A 16,003-nucleotide genomic window follows, 5' to 3' on the forward strand; every position below is an offset into this window, starting at 1 on the left:
ATTTGAGTGCCTTTGACTATTTAACTATTCAACTTTTAATTTAATTTCTTTTCCTGTCATACCGCCACGAGCTTTTAAAACTAGTCCTTGTGCATCAGCAGGAACATCGAAGATAATTTTTCCTGTTTGAGATAAACCAGGATTAAGTTGTTTTAAGAAGAAATCAGACTGACCGCCGTTACCTACATCAAAAGCTGTTTGAGCTTGTGTAGAGTAAGTAAACTCACGATCTTTATTGTCAACCAATTTGAAACTGTTAGCATCAACAGTAATAGCATCTTTTTGATTGTTTGTAACTGTAACTTCAACTACTTTAAACACACCTTGTGCTTTTTCTTTTAAATATTCGCCACCTACAGAATCTACAGATTCAACAGACCCTACAGCGATTTTAACCTTAGAAGACTCACCTTCTTTAGCCACTGGAGCTGTAGTTTCTTGCTTTGTTCCAGTAGAAGACTGTTCTTTCTTATCATCTCCACCACCTAGTGATGCTACAATGATACCTAGCACGATTAAACCGATAAACCCTAAACACCCAAACTTAAATATTTTACCCATAAAACATTTCCTCCAATGATATATGTAAGATTTACAAAAAACATAATATCAGATGACCTGTCTATATTGTGTCGTATTTTGTCGAGAAAAATAAAAAAAACGAAATTTTAAAGAGATATTTCGTTTTTTACTTTTATACGGATGAAAAAGCACCTTTTAACGGCCAAAAACTATCGTTTCCTTTCTACAACTTTAAATTTTCCCATTTTTCACTGAATTATTTCTACGCGTTTCCTTTTATACATTTAACAAAATAACCCCCAAAACCAAAAATGCTATAATAAACCCAATCAAACTAAGGGGGAACATTACTTTGCACGGAAAACACATTCAATTTCACAAGTTCGGCAATCCAAAAGATGTATTACAAGTTGAATATAAAAATATAGAACCATTAAAAGAGAATGAAGTTTTAGTTCGTATGCTAGTTAGACCGATTAATCCATCTGACTTAATTCCAATAACCGGAGCGTATGCCCATAGAATTCCGTTACCTAACATACCTGGTTATGAAGGTGTTGGCATTGTAGAAGATGTAGGGGCTTTTGTTTCTAGAGAACTTATCGGCAAACGTGTTTTACCGTTACGCGGCGAAGGTACTTGGCAAGAATATGTGAAAACATCAGCTGATTTTGTAGTTCCTATTCCCGATTCCATCGATGATTTCACAGCGGCACAAATGTATATTAATCCTCTTACGGCGTGGGTCACTTGTACAGAAACGCTAAACTTACAGAGTCATGATGTTTTATTAGTAAATGCTTGTGGATCCGCTATTGGGCATCTTTTTGCACAGTTATCACGAATTTTAAATTTCCGACTCATTGCCGTGACAAGAAATAGTAAACATACAGAGGAATTACTTGAGCTTGGTGCCCACCATGTAATAGATACTTCCACTGCCCCGCTTTATGAAACCGTTATGGAATTAACACACGGAATTGGTGCAGATGCTGCGATTGACTCTATCGGGGGACCGGATGGAAATGCATTAGCTTTCTCCTTACGTCCAAACGGCCACTTTTTAACGATCGGTCTTCTATCAGGTGTACAAGTAAACTGGGAAGAGATTGTCACGAAAGCAAAAGTGCACGCGAACATATTTCATTTACGACATTGGAATAAAGAAGTGTCACCATATAAATGGCAAGAAACGTTTCGTCACTTAATTCGCTTAGTGGAGAATAAACAATTACGTTTTATGAAAGTACATTCTACGTATGACTTAGCCGATGTGAAAACGGCGGTTGATGTTGTGCAGTCTGCTGAGAAAACGAAAGGGAAAGTGTTTTTGACGAGTTATTGAATGCAAAGGAAGAAGTCTTTTGCATTGACCTTTTAAATAGACTAGATAATACATTTAGGAACGAAAATTTGTAAGTATTTGGTATAATTATTTTAAAAGATGAAAGGAGCTTCTAACATGTGGTTCATTTCAGCAATTTGGCCTGTTATACTAGTCGGTGGAATTGTAGTATTTGTAATTAAAAGATTGGAACATAAATATAAGCACGGCAAATTGGGTAATAAAAAATCAAATGAGGCTCAAATTTTATTAGACAGTTTCATACCGATAGGAATGCTTGTCGGCTGTATAATCGGTTTGGTTTTCGGCATGTTTTTCCCGGATTATTCACTTCTTTCCATTAGTTTAGGCTCTGGAATAGGCTATTTATTTGGTTATTTCGCCTATGAAATTTATAGTAAGACAGGAAACAACTTTTCCTAATCCAAAAAGAATAAACGGGACAGTACATAGTAGTCATATACAATATGTACTGTCCTTTATTTTTGCATCGATACTATCACCTTACCTTTCACATCCTATACACCTTTTTTATTGATTTTCCTCTCCTCCCTCTCTCGTATATCCGTTTTTTTATTTTCTCTAGATCTATAACCATAGTAAAGTAGCGCACATGTAATAACTGAACCTACAATATAGCCTAAAAAACACCCTAACCAAAACATAATGTAATCGCCTCCATTCATTCTAAATTTTATGTAATACAACGCTTTACATGCTCAATCGTTTATTTCTATCAACTATACACTCTCTAAAGCTATTCATACCATTATTTTTCTTCTTACCTCAAATAACAATTTTATTATTTGTCATAAAGTTAACACCTTCGTTAAACATATATAAAGATTGTTGTATTTCTTACCTTTCCCTTTGAAAACAATATATACTACATTTGAGATAAGCAAGTGTGTCAGCTTATTTTAAATTCCCATACAATACCCCTCACGAAATGCTAGGAGCATCCTAGCATTTTTACAATAACGTTTGACTCATTTATAAAACTCCATCAACTCTTCTTCATTTTAACGTTAGTCATAAAACAAAAAAATCCCCTCAAAGCATAAACTTCAAGGGGGAGCCTGTTTTTCATTTACTTATATACGTACAGCTGTACCACTTACAGCAACCATTAACATTCCATCACGAACAACTTCATAATCTACGTCAACCCCAACGATAGCGTTCGCACCTTTTTGTTTTGCAAGTTCTTTCATTTCATCCATTGCGATATCACGAGCTTCTTTTAGCTTGCTTTCGTAAGAACCAGCACGACCACCGACAACATCACGAACAGATGCGAATAAATCGCGGACAATATTTGCACCCATAATAGCTTCACCATTTACAATATCGATATACTCAATAATTTCTTTACCTTGAATTCCAGACGTTGTTGTTACAATCATGACTGACACTCTCCTATAACTTATATTTTTTGATTAGCTTTCTTATGTCTTTATTATGGCATGGAACAAGTAACGAATCTATTGAATTACCTTACAGGAATGTGACAGTTTTGTAATAATAAAATGCCTAGTATGTTTAATAAAGCGCTTTAACATTTGGATACATAAACGATTCTCTATTTTCTTTCCAGTCGCGTTCTACTTCTTTAAAAGTTGGTCGCCCTAATTCTTCATTATTTTCATGTTTACGAAACCATTTCTTCACATACTTCTCTCCGTTTTTATTTTGCACTGTACAAAGGAAGCTATTACTACTATCCTTTAATATTTTTACAATCACGACAAGACACCCCTTCTCTCTTAAACTTGATCTTTTACCATAAGCCCTTCCTCTCTTATAGTCATACGACTCCTCGGTCGCGCCAAAGTTGTAAGACCAAAAAACGATATTTACTTTGTTTACATTTTATTTAAAGAAATCCGAGTTATAAGCATGATGCTTATCAAATATTTTATAGATTTCTAACTTATCATCTAATTTTGCATCTACTAAAATTAATATATTTCCATCGTAAATATATTCTTCATACTTTTTAGCATGTTCTTCAGGGATTCCTAACCCTATAAATGCTCCTATTAAACTTCCAGCTCCTCCGCCAATACCGGCTCCTCCAATAGCTGCTGCGATAGGTCCTGCTGCTACAATTGGGCCTAGTCCAGATACAGCAAGTACACCAAGACCTGTTAATAAACCACCGAGTCCGCCTGCTACTCCTCCTGCTACAAGCCCTGTCGCTGAAAAGATATCCGCTTTATGTGCAGTTTCATGATTCACTTTTTCACCCGATTTTTCTTCCAGATGTTCAATTTCCTTTTGATCTTTCGCAATAGCTGAAATGTTATCCGCCGAATATCCTTTTTCCTTTAATTCATTAATAACGAGTGCTGCATCATCAATTGTTTGAAAAACACCTACTATTTTTCTATCTACATTCATAACTATTAACCTCCTAAAATTTTATATAACGTATCTTTATTACTCTTCGTTTTTATATACACTAATTTTTTTATTCACATACCCATTTACGAAAAACGCTAACAATAAAAGGACTACAAGAGAACTACTTAACAAGTAAATGAAATCAAATGTAATATCCGTTATCATTTTATCCATATGTAACAGTCTCCTTTTTATTTAAAGTAAAAGTATATTTTTATAGACTAGAACTTTACAATTCATCTTCGGTCAATCTCTTTATGGTATATGTATACCCTTACCATCCCTTTTTAAACGTAAAAAACTATAATTATATTTTTTTAATTTTATATGTTTAACATTTTTTAAAACGGGTATGTTTATATTGTTATGCTTATTATATGGAAAGGAAAATTACGATGAACGCCATTCACTCTACTACTATTTCTTATAATGAAACACCTACAATAACGCAGATTCATCATTTTTATGCTTTAATGACAACATTTCAAACAAATGTATTTATAAGTAAACAAGGAACACTTACTTCTATTAAAAACTTAAGCACATTAGTATCATTTTTCCTTACTGTAAAAAAGAGGGAGCTTGTATTATTTATATTTGAAGGAGTAGATGCAAAAAGAGCTTTAAGAACACTCTTTCCTTCTTAAAGGTTTTATTATCTCCCTATTCCCTCGATTGTTACTTTTCATATATAGTTTTATACTTCAAAATAATTTCCTCTATTCAAAACGAACCCCCTAATACAATAGGGGGATTTCTAGTTTGGCCTTATGAAAACTGATATAATATATATTACGTTTTTCATTCTTTAAAATAGAAAACTTTTAATAACCTTGAAGGTAGGAATTTTTAATGAAATCGGAAGCAAAATTTAGTATTCGCTACAAAATTATGGCTGGTTATTTAGTTATCATTTTGTTTTTACTTATTTCTTTTATTATGTTAAACAATCAGATTTCCAATTTACAAAAATCTCGTAATTTTATTATTGATCACGATTTTAAAGTTCTCAATTTAACGAACCAAGTGGAAAAAGACTTGCTAACAATAGAAAATAAGGCGAAAGGCTTTATCACTTCTAATAACGCGAACTATTTGCAATCTCTTAACTCTGCCGAAAGAGATTACGAAAAACATTACCATAATCTTTTTTCTTTATTAGAAGATAATCCATCTCAGCAAGAAAAATTAAAAGAGATTAACGGAAACATTACTAATTGGATGAATAAAGAGATTCACCCGTTAATTGCAAATCATAATAGTAATAAAATACAAGAAATCGACACTACCGAAATCCAATCATTACAATCACAACTAACTGACTTCCGTAGCACTGAGGAGCAATTAACGAAAAAAAGAGCTGCACAATTAGATACTAAAAATAATAAATTAGAGCTTTGGTTATACAGTTTATTGTTCTTACTATCTTGTATTTCTATTATCGTTTCACTTTATATTTCGAATTCCATTACAAAAACGATTAAAAATGTAATTCAAGCTATTAAATCCATTTCTTCTAAAGAAAAAATTACGGAAAGAATTCATGTAAATACACATGATGAAATAAAAGATCTTGCTCATACAACGAACCATCTGCTAGACGAAATATCTAAAAGAGAGTGGTTACAAACGGAGATTGCAGAATTAATTTTAATGTATCAAGGTGTATCTTCAATTGAGATGTTAGGTAACAAAATTTTGAGTGGAATTATACAAAAAACGCAAACTTCTTGCGGTGCATTTTATGTTCGTGAAGAAGTTGAAGAAACTGTCTACTTTGTGAAAAAAGCTTCTTTCGCCGATCAAGGTATTGATATTGGAAAACAATCCATTAAAATGGGTGAAGGTTTCATTGGACAGTCTGCTTTAGAAAAGAAAAGTTTTATTCTTAGGGACATACCTGAAGAGTTTCGTTACGTTACTACTGGATTATTAGAAATACGCCCTAAAAATTTACTAGTCATCCCTGTCTTATTTGAGGATGAAGTGATTGCAGTAATGGAGTTAGTAAGTGTAACTGACATTTCAGATTTACATCAAGATTTAATTCACCAAACTGTTGATAATCTAGGTTTAACAATCCACAGCATTATGGGACGTATGCGAATTCAAACTCTTTTACATGAATCACAAGCAATGACAGAAGAGTTACAAGTTCAATCAGAAGAATTGCAAACGCAAGCGGAAGAACTACAAATGCAAGCCGAGGAATTAAGAACAACGAACGAACAGTTAGAGTCTAGAACGGAAGAGGCCGAGCAAAAGACAGCTGACTTACAAGTGACTAAATTAGAATTAGAAGAAAAAGCAAGCGAGTTGTTACGTAGCTCAAAATATAAATCAGAATTTCTAGCAAATATGTCACATGAATTACGCACACCGTTAAATAGTATTTTACTATTATCTGAAATGTTAAAAGAAAATCATGATAATCATTTATCCGATGATGAAATTGAATTGGCAACCGTCATTCATTCATCAGGGAAGGATTTACTTACTTTAATTAATGACATACTAGATTTATCGAAAGTAGAAGCCGGAAAACTAGATGTCATTTTTGAAGCAACGAACATAAGTGATATGGCTGCAAGTATGCAGCAAAACTTCTTACATATCGCTGCACAAAAAAATGTTGAATTTACTGTTGAAGACAGTGACACGATTCCTGATCTGTTTTATACAGATGCAAAACGGATTGAACAAATTATTAAAAACTTATTATCCAATGCATTTAAATTCACGGAAAAAGGATCTGTCTCTTTACATTTCGATTCGATAGAAACAAGCAATTTAAGTGATGATATGCAGTCTATAAGTGAAGACTGGATGACAATTTCAGTAAAAGATACTGGTATTGGTATCGCTAAAGAACAACATCAACTTATTTTCGAAGCCTTTCAACAGGCTGATGGCGCAACGATTCGGAAATATGGTGGTACAGGATTAGGATTATCTATTTGTAAAGAGTTTGCTAGATTATTAGGTGGTTGGATTACGTTACAGAGTCACGTAGGAGAAGGCAGTACTTTCACCGTATATATTCCTAACCTTCCAAATGGATTACATGATGTACAGTTGTCCAATTTAGAAGTCGCAGCAACGGTAGATGAAGTTATTCCTGCTGAAGTTGTCGAGGAAACTATCGTGATTCCAGAAACAAATAACGTCTTCCAAGAGAAAACTATTTTAATTGTCGATGATGATCATCGAAATATATTTGCATTACAAAATGCATTAAAAAAACAACATGCCAATATCATTACTGCACAAAACGGCCTAGAGTGTTTAGAAATACTAAAAAACAATACAAATATCGACCTTATTTTAATGGATATTATGATGCCAAATATGGACGGTTATGAAACGATGGAACATATCCGAATGAACTTAGGGTTACATGAAATACCTATTATCGCATTAACTGCTAAAGCAATGCCAAATGATAAGGAAAAATGTTTATCTGCTGGCGCTTCAGATTATATAAGTAAACCATTAAATTTACATCAACTCTATTCGGTAATGAGTGTATGGTTAATAAAATAAGTGAGGTTTCGTTTCAGTGGAAAATAAGTATTATAATTTTGATCCATCAGTAGATATGGATAAGCGTACGAACTTAGAAATTGACTTACTATTAGAAGCGGTATTTAAACTATCAGGATTTGATTTTCGCCAATACGCTCGCACATCTATTTATAGGCGGATTTGTAATCGAATGCAGATTTCTCATATCCCTACCATTTCAAAGTTAATTGAAAAAGTAATTCATGAGGAAGGGGTTTTAGAACAGTTATTAAATGATTTCTCGATCAATGTAACTGAGATGTTCCGTAACCCTATCTTTTTTAAGGCGCTAAGAGAGCATGTTATTCCTGAATTAAGAAAGCATCCTGAAATTAGAATTTGGCATGCTGGATGCGCCACTGGTGAAGAAGTATTATCCATGTCCATCTTACTTCATGAAGAAGGATTAAGTGAAAAAGCTGTTATTTACGCAACAGATATGAATACAAATGTGTTAGAAAAAGCAAAACAAGGTATTCTTCCATTAAATAAAATGCAAACTTATACGAAAAATTATTTACAAGCTGGCGGTACACAAGCATTTTCTAACTATTATTCAACGGATAGTCGTTTTGCTTATTTTAATCCTTCACTGTTACAAAACATTATTTTTGCACAACATAATTTAGTAACCGATCAATCTTTTAACGAATTTCATATTATCCTTTGCCGTAACGTTTTAATTTACTTTACAAGTAAACTTCAAAACCAAGTACAGCAACTATTTTATGAAAGTTTAAGTCACAATGGATTCCTATGTTTAGGAAATAAAGAAACTCTTCGTTTCTCGGATATCATGCCGCATTATACGCAATTTAATCCACACGAACAAATCTATCAAAAAATACAATAAAAGCGTATGAAATCCTCTATTTGGATTTCATACGCTTTTTATTTCGCATTCGCTTGTATCATAATAAGACACATATCATCTGATTGTGCTTCCTTCTGTTCTTCCTTGTAAAACCCTTCTATCTCTTCTTCTAACTCTCCCCATTTTCTTTCTGTAAAAGTACGTAATTTCTCTTCAGCCACAAATTCATCATTTGCTATTGCTTCAAGTACACCATCTGTAAACAATACGATTTGAGCATTTTTCTCAAAAGGTATAACTGTCTTTTCAACTTTTATCTCATCAAAAAATCCTACCGCACAACTCCCGCGATTTAGTTCCACTACATTTGTTTCATCAACTAAAACATATCCAGAAGGATGTCCTGCATTTACATATTCAATCGTTCTATCTTCTGTATTAACTACTAAGTATATCGCTGTAAAATAATATGGAATATTGTCATTCTCATTATGTAAAAGAGTCATATATTTATTTAAGTCTTTCATGACGAGTTCTGGATCGATTAAACATTTAATCGTTTCACGTAATACAGACGAAATGAACATGCAAACTAAGGAAGCAGATACACCATGTCCCATCACATCTAATAATATAATACCGTAGCGGTTTTCATCGATTTTATACCAGTAATACATATCTCCAGCTAGTTTAAATGAAGGTAAATAACTTGCTTCGATTTTTATATGCTCTTCTCTTAATGGGCTACTTAATAAGTTTCTTTGTACTTGCGTAGCTAAATCTAGTTCATTCCGAAGATTTTCTTCCTGTTCTTTATGCCAATTTAATTCCGATTTCAAGCGTAGTGCTACACGCATACGCGCTAACAATTCAACCTTATTTATTGGTTTTGTAATATAATCCATTGCACCTATATCAAGTGCTTCAGCTAATTTATTCGCATCTTCTAAAGCTGTTACAAAAATGATAGGAATATCTTTAAACTTCTCCTCTTTTTGTAATCGCCTACAAACTTCAAGTCCATCAATTTCAGGCATCATAATATCTAATAGTATTAAATCTATTTCATTATGCCTGGAAGAATCTTTTCCAAAATGGATGTATTCGAAAAGCTCTTGTGCAGAATTAAGTGATACAAGATCCTGATATCCGGCTTGTTTTAAAATCTTCTTAATTACAAAGATATTCACCGGATTATCATCTACAATTAAAATGGACACAAGTGATTTCCCCTTTTCTTATATAAAATGTAAATCGATTATTATTTTCTATTTTTCTAGTATTACATACTCAGTTATAAAATGAAAATTTCCTACTCAAACACATTTTTTATATAGCAAAAGAACAAACCCCCAGAAATGAGAGTTTGTTCTTTCACTCTATAAGTTTCCACTTTTAATTTAACACCATTGCTTTATCACTTAAAAGACGATCCAATTCTTCCATATGATTTGTTTCATCTGCGATCATATCTTCTAACTTTACAACTAACTCTGTCATATTTAATTTCGCTGCTTGTTCTTTTCTCTTTTCATAACGCTTAATTGTTTCATATTCTGACTTTCTAGCTTCTTCTAACATTTCTCTAACGTCTTCTACTTGTTTCACTCGTAAAGGGATCGTAGTAGGTGTACCACCTAACGTCTTAATTTTCTCCGCTAAATATAGGGCATGTCCTTGTTCATCACTAATTTCAGATTCAAAGAAAGGTTTTAACACTTGTCTATATATACCAGAAACTGTTGCTGCATTATGGTTATACATAATAATTGCTGCGTATTCTCCTGCTAAATCTTCATTCAATCCTTCGATTAGTTCTTTCACATCGTGTGACATTTTTATATCTCCTCCTATACTTAATACGTACCCATTTTCTCATGTTTTAAACATCATTATTTTAAATTTTTTATGTATCTAAAAATGCGGCTTGCTTCAATTTACTTATTGCTTGTCTTTTAATACGAGAAACGTGCATTTGTGAAATACCTAACCGTTCCCCTGTATCCTTTTGATTTAAATTCTCTTCAAATATATAATGAATAACACTCTTTTCCGTTTCATTTAATACGTTAAAAATATCCTTTAAAACGAGACGCCTTTCTGTCTCTTCATATCCTTGCTCTACTTCACCTACAGATTCAATTCTCGCTACCGAACTTCCATCAGATGCATTTTCAACTACATCATCTAAGGAAGATACTCGATAATTATTTTTCGCATCCATAATTTCTAGTACTTCCTCTTCGGATAGTCCTAAATGATCCGCAATCTCTATAATTTTCGGTGAACGCTGCAAATGATCTGTTAGCTCCTCTATCGCAAGTTTAATTTTTCCGCCTAAATCTTTAATTCGCCTTGGAACGTGAATGCCCCAAGTTTTATCGCGTAAATACTTCTTTATTTCCCCTACTATCGTAGGTATTGCAAAAGGCTCAAAAGCATTCCCTATCGAATAATCATACCTTCTTATTGCGCCTAAGAGCCCTAACATGCCTACTTGTATAATATCTTCATGCATCGGTCCGCCTTTTGAATAGCGATATGCAATAGAATAGACAAGATTTTTATAATGATCAACTAACCTGTCCTGTGCTTCATCACATTGGTTTTGTTGAAATTCTGCAATTAGTTTCATAACGTCTTCTTTAGTAAGATTCGTAGGTTGAGATTGGATTTCCATCATTCTCCACCTGCTCTCTTTGTATATATTTTGTCATTAAAACTGTCATGCCCTCATCATGCATGATTTGTATATCATCCATTAACGTATTGATTAAATATAAACCTAAACCATTTTCCGGCAAATGTTCTACTGGTTTACTAATATCATACGGACCAACTTTCCTTTTTAAGTTATTAAAATCAAAGCTAACCCCATTATCCGCAACCATAATTTCTAATCGATCTTCATATAGCCCAAAGACAATTGCAATTTCTCCAACGTCTTCTTTGTATGCATGTTGTACAATATTTGTACATGCTTCACTAATAGCAATTTTCATATCTTCTATATCGTCATAAGCAAAGCCCATTCGATTCGCAACACCAGCCATCGTTAAACGAATAATAGCCACATATTCTGCCTTTGCAGGAATTTTCATTTCTATCTTTTCAAATCTCTCCATCATCCCTAGTCACCTTCTTTCTACTTTTTCAAAATCGGAATTCAAATTTAATATTTCTGTTAACCCTGTAATATCAAATAATCTTTTTAACCTTTTAGATACACCAATAAACTCTAGTTTTCCATCATTTTTCTTAACTGCTTTTAATAGCGCTATAAACACGCCTAATCCTGTACTATCCATATACTCTACCTGAGTAAAATCTACTACCATATGAACCTCTTTTTCGCTTGCAATAGGCATGATCTTATTTTTTAAATCTGATGCCGTATATGCATCAATTTCACCATTAAGTTGTACCGTATACCCTACATCATTTTGCAAAATATTTATTCCCAAATTCATCATTTCCGCCCCCTTATCTCAAACTACTACTATGTTAATTACCCATAAAAATTAGTTTTAAACATATTTTTTTATTTTTATTATAAATAAATTTTCCACACCTTTCTCGGCTTAACACGTAAAAAATAATACCAAATGTTTAAACCTTATAAATTTGTGTATGTATAATGTATAAACATTATTTTTAGGGGGATCTATCTATGGAAGAGCACAACTTTAAAAAGGGAGATTTCGTTCAATTTTCTTATCGACACGATCATGCTACAAAATTAGTTGGTTCCATTATTAATATACTAACGAATACGATTGTAGTGGATATAGGTAATAGCGAGGACTTACCTCATATAGAACCAAGGCAGGTCGTAAGAATAAATAATTGTAAAAAAGTAACGATGGTTTAATACATAATAGAAAGTGTAATTTCAATGAGCGGGGGCCTTCATCCCCCGCTCATTCCTATGCAGATTACATAAAAAAGCATCCAAATCATTTGAATTGGATGCTTTTTTATGTATATTTATCATTCTATTTACTTTATAACTATATATAATAAACTTAAAATTACTATTCATTATCATACTTACGCTTTCCGTAGCATTCTAGAGAAGAATGTAACGATTAAAATAAAGACGATTGCACCTAATAACGCTGGAAGAATAAAGATGCCTCCCCATTCAGGACCCCAATGACCAAATAATGCACTACCAACCCAAGATCCAATTAAACCAGCAATCACATTACCAACTATACCTAAAGGAAAGTCTTTTCCCGTAATCATTCCAGCTAACGCACCAATAAGTCCACCTACAATACACGTAATAATAAGTCCCACAATTAACCCTCCTATATTCGTTTTATATTGGATTTATCAAGCTTTGGTATGTAACCAAAGCTTGATAAACATGTATTATTCTTTATTATCCAACCCATCACTTATCTTTTGTTTAACTTTTCCGACTTTTTCTTTTATCGTTCCCTTCGTCTTGTCCCACTTCCCTTCATTTTTCAACTTTCTATCTTCTGTAACTTCACCAATTCCTTCTTTTACTTGTCCCTTTGTCTTTTCCACTTTACCAGTAATTTGTTCTTTTAGTCCGCTCTCACTCATATTTCCCATCTCCTTTTCGTAATAGATTTATAGATTTACAGGATACAAATTTAAATAGAATACATGCATCTTCTTTCTTGTAACCATTCACCGACTCTCTCTAAATCTTTAACGAATAACAAGATCTTCCCTTCATCTAGCTTTTCTTCGTAGAAGTTTGCTTCTTCTTCATTAAGCCCTAACTCCTGCATCTTATTTCTTAACTGATCTCCCGTTTTTTGAAAGACGTTAATAATGCTTGTCCCAAGTCCCTCCTCTTTTATTCCAATTGTATTCACGTCTGCATTGTCTGCAATTCTGTCTGTCCTTTCTTTCTCATGTGTTAATACGTAAATATCTTTTTGGTCTATTCCTTTCTTCACTAGATCATTCGCCGCATTCATGACCTCTTTCTCCGTAATAAATTCATATACAAAAGGTTTACTATACTTCGTTTCCATCTTTAACTTCCTCCTTTAAAATGAATTATTTGTTATATTATATGTAGTACACCTATTTTCGAAATGTTAAACATAAAATATGAAAAAAGTTATGTGAATTTTGCTTTTAATAGAGAATGAACAACATCATTTACCATTTTAAAAACATCTTCTCCTTACAATAACTACCTAAATTAACAGAAAATTGTTACAATTAAGCGTGAGGAGGGATACTATGAAAAAAATTATATCTATATGCGCTCTAACCGCTCTATCTTTCACTTTAATAGGCTGTACAAGCACCTTATCTACAGATAAAGCTTCACAAGCTAAGCAAGAACATACACAAACTACCTTTCAATTAAAATCCGCAAATATTACAGACATTGAAATACTTAGCACAATAAATAACAACGTTTCAAAATCTCAAACAGACAACGAAGAAATGATACAATCTATCGTTTCCGCAGTTCAAAAAGGCACGCCTAAAACAATCACTTTAGATCAAAAAAAGCGAGAATCGGCACATTCTACTATTACCGTTACATATAAAGATGACACAAAAGAAGAATTTCTTGTTTGGGTTGATAATAATGAGAAAATTACGATTGCTAAAGATGAGAAGAAGGATAAGGTTGAAGGTGTAACAGTGAATATTAAAGATGTGAAAATGATGAAGGATTTCTTTTAAAATTTTAATATAATTGATGTTAAAAAAGAGTAGGATGTAAAATCCTACTCTTTTTTAATCTTGTCCAATAAATAAACTTTTATAAAAGCTATTTAAGATCTAATTTTGCTAAATCATGTTGTAAAACATTATTTCCTTCTTGTGGGTTAAATACTATTGCACTAAGACCAAAAACATTCGTAACAACATCTCTATCTTTCGAACGAATGATTCTTACTTCATAAGCAAAAACACCTGAAGGAAGAGCTGCTGAACGAAAAGTAACACGTCGATTAGGTGCCAATGTTTGTGTTGAAGGGTCTACTAATGGTAACAATACCGGAGAACCCGATGACCAATCAAACATTTCAACAGTTACTGTATGAGTATCATCTGGATCAACATTCATAGCTTCCACAGTAAGAAACAACGTAGCGGAATGTCTACGTAATACACCCGTTGACAAAGTTTCATTGTGGTGTTTATGATGTTTTTCAGGAGGATGATCATAGCCATAACTCATACCAATCCCCCCTTTCATTTACAATTAAGGATAAGTATTCCTTACAATATATAATGCTAGTATTATTTTAATGAAAGGTATAAAAGCGGATTTCTATCTTTATTTTTGGATATTTTGTTTTTTATTTATTCCTTCTTAAAGAACAATATAGATTCTCCTATTTTGCCCTTGAACTCCTTCAAAGAATAAATCTATTTTGAAAAGAACCTGCTCCATTCATAAATACATAAAGTAAATGGAATCCGTTAAAACACATAATTGATCCTTTGTTTTCCCCCTCCTATTTAAAGGAGGAATTGTTCTCGGCTTTGGTGATAGTTATGGCTTCGCGGGAGGATTTGCTTTATTAGTTGTATTGTTTATTTTATTAATCATCGTTGGAGCTGCTTGCTTCTGCTAAAAAACTATTGGAAAAGACATGCGATATGCAGCGATTCAAGTGTAACTAATACTTTAATGATGTAATATTACATTCGCCCCCAAAATGAACTTCGATGCTATAAAAAAGATAAAGTGTTCATTTATACAACCTTAGCTTGATAGCAATATCATGAGTTCCCATCCCAGACAAACTAGTTAACATCTCAATAATTGCTATTGCAGAAAAGTACAACAAGCTGGACAACATAGATTTCAAACTGTAAGATTAGATGTTGGTGAAATCGGACAGCAAAGCATATATAGAAAATAGGTGTTAATTTTGAAAATCAATAAAAAATTTGAACCGATAATTTTTAATCTCTTTATGATTTTAGGTATATCTAGTATTATCTCTTTCGTCATGGTTTCAATGAATGTTGGGTATACAGCTTTATTTCTCAAATCATGGATAAAAACATGGGCAATTGCTTTCGTGCTTGCATTTTTAGCTTCTAAATTACTACCCTTTGTAGTGAAAAGGATAATGAAAATATTCATATTTGTTGAGAAGGATGCTTAAAAATAAAGTGATGTACTACTCTAGTTCATTTAAATGAACAGAAATAATCATCACAAAACTTAACCTAGTAAAATGTTTCAACTCAAAGAAAGGTACTTGAAAAGTTGTCTTTTCTTTATATGTTAAAAAAGCTCGCCTATTTCCGTAGGCGAGCTTTATCTTTATTACACAATAAGAAAGTATACTCTCTTTTTCTCGGAAATTTTATGTAATTTTACATAT

General features: G+C 32.7%; 23 protein-coding genes. 9 read left to right on the top strand and 14 right to left on the bottom strand.

Annotated elements, in window-relative coordinates; all coding sequences use genetic code 11:
• Positions 1-24: 24 nt before the first annotated feature.
• Positions 25-561, bottom strand: coding sequence for a DUF4352 domain-containing protein (locus FH036_RS09945; protein ID WP_044792635.1), 537 nt, complete (start codon positions 559-561; stop codon positions 25-27).
• A gap of 313 nt (positions 562-874) precedes the next feature.
• Between FH036_RS09945 and FH036_RS09950 the strand changes: the two genes are divergently transcribed.
• Positions 875-1,867, top strand: coding sequence for a zinc-dependent alcohol dehydrogenase family protein (locus FH036_RS09950; protein WP_139895653.1), 993 nt, complete (start codon positions 875-877; stop codon positions 1,865-1,867).
• Between the two features lie 117 nt (positions 1,868-1,984).
• Positions 1,985-2,290: a hypothetical protein gene (locus tag FH036_RS09955; RefSeq protein ID WP_139895654.1), complete on the top strand. Its 306-nt coding sequence runs from the start codon at positions 1,985-1,987 to the stop codon at positions 2,288-2,290.
• A gap of 671 nt (positions 2,291-2,961) precedes the next feature.
• On the opposite strand, the gene FH036_RS09960 is transcribed toward FH036_RS09955, so the two are convergent.
• From FH036_RS09960 to FH036_RS27075, 4 genes are all read right to left on the bottom strand, one after another.
• The gene (locus tag FH036_RS09960; RefSeq protein ID WP_000637511.1) at positions 2,962-3,273 is read right to left on the bottom strand and encodes a YbjQ family protein; all 312 of its coding nucleotides are present in this window, start codon (positions 3,271-3,273) and stop codon (positions 2,962-2,964) included.
• A 136-nt stretch (positions 3,274-3,409) separates the two neighbouring features.
• Positions 3,410-3,613 (bottom strand): DUF4028 family protein, encoded by a 204-nt coding sequence (locus FH036_RS09965; protein WP_000635855.1) that lies wholly within the window; start codon positions 3,611-3,613, stop codon positions 3,410-3,412.
• Between the two features lie 126 nt (positions 3,614-3,739).
• Positions 3,740-4,270 carry a general stress protein gene (locus tag FH036_RS09970; protein ID WP_139895655.1) on the bottom strand — a complete coding sequence of 177 codons (531 nt, stop codon included), beginning with the start codon at positions 4,268-4,270 and terminating at the stop codon, positions 3,740-3,742.
• Between the two features lie 39 nt (positions 4,271-4,309).
• The gene (locus tag FH036_RS27075) at positions 4,310-4,447 is read right to left on the bottom strand and encodes a hypothetical protein (protein ID WP_000359816.1); all 138 of its coding nucleotides are present in this window, start codon (positions 4,445-4,447) and stop codon (positions 4,310-4,312) included.
• Between the two features lie 221 nt (positions 4,448-4,668).
• Here FH036_RS27075 and FH036_RS09975 point away from each other — a divergent pair, with 221 nt between their 5' ends.
• The 3 genes from FH036_RS09975 (at position 4,669) to FH036_RS09985 (ending at position 8,690) form a co-directional block, all read left to right on the top strand.
• A complete protein-coding gene (locus tag FH036_RS09975) occupies positions 4,669-4,920 on the top strand; it encodes a hypothetical protein (protein ID WP_138322379.1) in 252 nt (83 codons plus the stop codon).
• A gap of 205 nt (positions 4,921-5,125) precedes the next feature.
• On the top strand, positions 5,126-7,816 hold the full coding sequence (locus FH036_RS09980; RefSeq protein WP_139895656.1) for a response regulator: 2,691 nt from the start codon (positions 5,126-5,128) through the stop codon (positions 7,814-7,816).
• Positions 7,817-7,832: 16 nt separating this feature from the next.
• Positions 7,833-8,690: a CheR family methyltransferase gene (locus FH036_RS09985; protein ID WP_139895657.1), complete on the top strand. Its 858-nt coding sequence runs from the start codon at positions 7,833-7,835 to the stop codon at positions 8,688-8,690.
• A 38-nt stretch (positions 8,691-8,728) separates the two neighbouring features.
• Here the strand turns inward: FH036_RS09985 and FH036_RS09990 are convergent, their stop codons facing one another.
• From FH036_RS09990 to rsbV, 5 genes are all read right to left on the bottom strand, one after another.
• The gene (locus FH036_RS09990) at positions 8,729-9,871 is read right to left on the bottom strand and encodes a fused response regulator/phosphatase (protein ID WP_000025553.1); all 1,143 of its coding nucleotides are present in this window, start codon (positions 9,869-9,871) and stop codon (positions 8,729-8,731) included.
• A 175-nt stretch (positions 9,872-10,046) separates the two neighbouring features.
• Positions 10,047-10,487: a ferritin-like domain-containing protein gene (locus FH036_RS09995; protein ID WP_139895658.1), complete on the bottom strand. Its 441-nt coding sequence runs from the start codon at positions 10,485-10,487 to the stop codon at positions 10,047-10,049.
• 70 nt (positions 10,488-10,557) lie between these two features.
• Positions 10,558-11,334: an RNA polymerase sigma factor SigB gene (sigB, locus tag FH036_RS10000; protein WP_139895659.1), complete on the bottom strand. Its 777-nt coding sequence runs from the start codon at positions 11,332-11,334 to the stop codon at positions 10,558-10,560.
• Positions 11,297-11,779, bottom strand: coding sequence for an anti-sigma B factor RsbW (rsbW, locus tag FH036_RS10005; RefSeq protein ID WP_000970573.1), 483 nt, complete (start codon positions 11,777-11,779; stop codon positions 11,297-11,299). Before rsbW ends, sigB begins: the two co-directional genes overlap by 38 nt.
• A 6-nt stretch (positions 11,780-11,785) precedes the next feature.
• On the bottom strand, positions 11,786-12,124 hold the full coding sequence (rsbV, locus tag FH036_RS10010; protein WP_139895660.1) for an anti sigma b factor antagonist RsbV: 339 nt from the start codon (positions 12,122-12,124) through the stop codon (positions 11,786-11,788).
• Between the two features lie 197 nt (positions 12,125-12,321).
• On the opposite strand from rsbV, the gene FH036_RS10015 reads away from it, so the two are divergent.
• Positions 12,322-12,522, top strand: coding sequence for a hypothetical protein (locus FH036_RS10015; RefSeq protein WP_000391006.1), 201 nt, complete (start codon positions 12,322-12,324; stop codon positions 12,520-12,522).
• 179 nt (positions 12,523-12,701) lie between these two features.
• Here FH036_RS10015 and FH036_RS10020 read toward each other — a convergent pair whose 3' ends face one another.
• The 3 genes from FH036_RS10020 to FH036_RS10030 form a co-directional block, all read right to left on the bottom strand.
• Entirely contained in the window at positions 12,702-12,953 is a 252-nt protein-coding gene (locus FH036_RS10020) for a GlsB/YeaQ/YmgE family stress response membrane protein (protein WP_000522902.1), read from the bottom strand.
• 75 nt (positions 12,954-13,028) lie between these two features.
• Complete coding sequence (locus tag FH036_RS10025; protein WP_000004269.1) at positions 13,029-13,229, bottom strand: CsbD family protein; 201 nt, start codon at positions 13,227-13,229, stop codon at positions 13,029-13,031.
• 50 nt (positions 13,230-13,279) lie between these two features.
• The gene (locus FH036_RS10030; protein WP_000448808.1) at positions 13,280-13,669 is read right to left on the bottom strand and encodes a YflT domain-containing protein; all 390 of its coding nucleotides are present in this window, start codon (positions 13,667-13,669) and stop codon (positions 13,280-13,282) included.
• A 214-nt stretch (positions 13,670-13,883) separates the two neighbouring features.
• On the opposite strand from FH036_RS10030, the gene FH036_RS10035 reads away from it, so the two are divergent.
• Positions 13,884-14,339, top strand: coding sequence for a hypothetical protein (locus FH036_RS10035; protein WP_139895661.1), 456 nt, complete (start codon positions 13,884-13,886; stop codon positions 14,337-14,339).
• Between the two features lie 88 nt (positions 14,340-14,427).
• Here FH036_RS10035 and FH036_RS10040 read toward each other — a convergent pair whose 3' ends face one another.
• Positions 14,428-14,841 carry a hypothetical protein gene (locus tag FH036_RS10040; RefSeq protein WP_000120198.1) on the bottom strand — a complete coding sequence of 138 codons (414 nt, stop codon included), beginning with the start codon at positions 14,839-14,841 and terminating at the stop codon, positions 14,428-14,430.
• A gap of 295 nt (positions 14,842-15,136) precedes the next feature.
• Here FH036_RS10040 and FH036_RS10045 point away from each other — a divergent pair, with 295 nt between their 5' ends.
• Together FH036_RS10045 and FH036_RS10050 are read left to right on the top strand one after the other, a co-directional pair.
• The gene (locus FH036_RS10045; RefSeq protein WP_080776522.1) at positions 15,137-15,241 is read left to right on the top strand and encodes a YjcZ family sporulation protein; all 105 of its coding nucleotides are present in this window, start codon (positions 15,137-15,139) and stop codon (positions 15,239-15,241) included.
• 300 nt (positions 15,242-15,541) lie between these two features.
• A complete protein-coding gene (locus tag FH036_RS10050; protein WP_000700215.1) occupies positions 15,542-15,781 on the top strand; it encodes a DUF2798 domain-containing protein in 240 nt (79 codons plus the stop codon).
• The last annotated feature ends 222 nt before the right edge of the window (positions 15,782-16,003 follow it).

It is taken from the genome of Bacillus sp. CD3-5 (assembly GCF_006349665.1).
Taxonomy (GTDB): domain Bacteria; phylum Bacillota; class Bacilli; order Bacillales; family Bacillaceae_G; genus Bacillus_A; species Bacillus_A paranthracis.

Excerpts from the sequence above, each read along its gene's own strand:
- FH036_RS09960 (WP_000637511.1), bottom strand. The coding sequence starts at position 3,273 with ATGATTGTAACAACAACGTCTGGAATTCAAGGTAAAGAAATTATTGAG.
- FH036_RS10015 (WP_000391006.1), top strand. The coding sequence starts at position 12,322 with ATGGAAGAGCACAACTTTAAAAAGGGAGATTTCGTTCAATTTTCTTAT.
- FH036_RS10040 (WP_000120198.1), bottom strand. The coding sequence starts at position 14,841 with ATGAGTTATGGCTATGATCATCCTCCTGAAAAACATCATAAACACCAC.
- rsbW (WP_000970573.1), bottom strand. The coding sequence starts at position 11,779 with ATGATGGAGAGATTTGAAAAGATAGAAATGAAAATTCCTGCAAAGGCA.
- FH036_RS09995 (WP_139895658.1), bottom strand. The coding sequence starts at position 10,487 with ATGTCACACGATGTGAAAGAACTAATCGAAGGATTGAATGAAGATTTA.
- FH036_RS09980 (WP_139895656.1), top strand. The coding sequence starts at position 5,126 with ATGAAATCGGAAGCAAAATTTAGTATTCGCTACAAAATTATGGCTGGT.
- FH036_RS09955 (WP_139895654.1), top strand. The coding sequence starts at position 1,985 with ATGTGGTTCATTTCAGCAATTTGGCCTGTTATACTAGTCGGTGGAATT.
- FH036_RS09945 (WP_044792635.1), bottom strand. The coding sequence starts at position 561 with ATGGGTAAAATATTTAAGTTTGGGTGTTTAGGGTTTATCGGTTTAATC.
- FH036_RS10035 (WP_139895661.1), top strand. The coding sequence starts at position 13,884 with ATGAAAAAAATTATATCTATATGCGCTCTAACCGCTCTATCTTTCACT.
- FH036_RS27075 (WP_000359816.1), bottom strand. The coding sequence starts at position 4,447 with ATGGATAAAATGATAACGGATATTACATTTGATTTCATTTACTTGTTA.
- FH036_RS10025 (WP_000004269.1), bottom strand. The coding sequence starts at position 13,229 with ATGAGTGAGAGCGGACTAAAAGAACAAATTACTGGTAAAGTGGAAAAG.
- rsbV (WP_139895660.1), bottom strand. The coding sequence starts at position 12,124 with ATGATGAATTTGGGAATAAATATTTTGCAAAATGATGTAGGGTATACG.
- sigB (WP_139895659.1), bottom strand. The coding sequence starts at position 11,334 with ATGATGGAAATCCAATCTCAACCTACGAATCTTACTAAAGAAGACGTT.
- FH036_RS10030 (WP_000448808.1), bottom strand. The coding sequence starts at position 13,669 with ATGGAAACGAAGTATAGTAAACCTTTTGTATATGAATTTATTACGGAG.
- FH036_RS09975 (WP_138322379.1), top strand. The coding sequence starts at position 4,669 with ATGAACGCCATTCACTCTACTACTATTTCTTATAATGAAACACCTACA.
- FH036_RS09970 (WP_139895655.1), bottom strand. The coding sequence starts at position 4,270 with ATGAATGTAGATAGAAAAATAGTAGGTGTTTTTCAAACAATTGATGAT.